At 74.8% G+C, this 1,101-nt stretch carries 1 protein-coding gene; it reads right to left on the bottom strand.

What is annotated here, in order from left to right; all coding sequences use genetic code 11:
• Positions 1–947 (bottom strand): sulfotransferase family protein (locus tag ACYVE9_RS27895; protein WP_461030668.1); only part of this gene is annotated, 947 nt, incomplete at its 3' end.
• Positions 948–1,101: the final 154 nt, after the last annotated feature.

The following is a 1,101-nucleotide window of genomic DNA, read 5'->3' as shown; positions in this document are numbered from 1 at the left end:
CCGTCCAGTTCCGCGACGCCCGCCGCCAGCCACTTCGGGTCCGGTTCGACGCCGATGTGCAGGGCCAGCCGGGTCAGCTCCGGCTCGGGGTGGTCGAGCAGGTCCTCGTAGGCGAGCGCGGTGCGCTGCCCGGCCGGGACCTCGTCGAGCGCGGCCGCGCCCTCGGTGACGAGCTGCGACCACAGCCGGCCGAACTCCGCCACCGGCAGCGGGCGGTCCAGCACCAGAGCCGGGTCGAAGCGGTTGTGCAGCAGCCCGGCCAGGTGCGGAGGCAGGGCCGCGACGTGCTTCGCGGTGAGCGCGGACAGGGAGTCGACGCCCGCCTGCCGGGTGATCTCCCGCAGTTGGATGATCATGCGGTAGCCCGGGTGCCGGCTCATCGACACCGCGCAGTCCGGTCCGTCGCGGTGCAGGTGCACGAAGCGGGCCTCGGGAAAGGCGGCGCGCAGCCGGGGCACCCAGCCCAGCGAGTAGCCGGAGCGCTCGACGGCGGCCCGGCTGCCGTACGTGGCACCGAGCAGGCGGAACAGGGCCCGGTAGTGGTCGGCGGCCGGCCGGGTGGGCCAGCCGGTGACCTCCGGTTCCAGGGCGTCGAGCAGGGCGTCGGGCTCGTCGCTGAGATGGGGCAGGACCATCAGGCACAGGGCCGGGATGCCGGTGCGCTCCGCGGACCAGCGGCCCGGGTTGCGGGGGTAGAGGAACTCCGGCAGCGGAGCGCCGCTGCGGATCATGCGGTCGAAGACCTCGTTGGGTTCGGCGAGCAGATGCCAGAAGTCGACTCCCGACAGGGGGCGGGCGGGTACCGGGTCGCGTCCGGGGTCGGCGCCGACGGACGCGAGCAGTTCGTTGAGGCTGAGCACTCCCGGGTGGGCGCGCAGGATCCGCGAGAGCGCGGTGGACCCGCTGCGTCCGGTGCCCACCACGAAGGTCAGGGTCTGCTCGCTCAACGTGCCTCCGCTGCCGTTCGGTTGTCACTGCCGGGCCCCGGTGGGAGCCGCGCCCGGCAGCGACCAGTAGATGCCGAGCCCGGGGCGGGAGGCAAGAGCGCCCGGCGGGTGACCGGCCCGCGGACCTCGCCCGGGCACGGTCGTCGCCCGCGCG

This window comes from Streptomyces sparsus (assembly GCF_054776295.1).
This window is presented reverse-complemented; position numbering and strand designations above follow the sequence as displayed.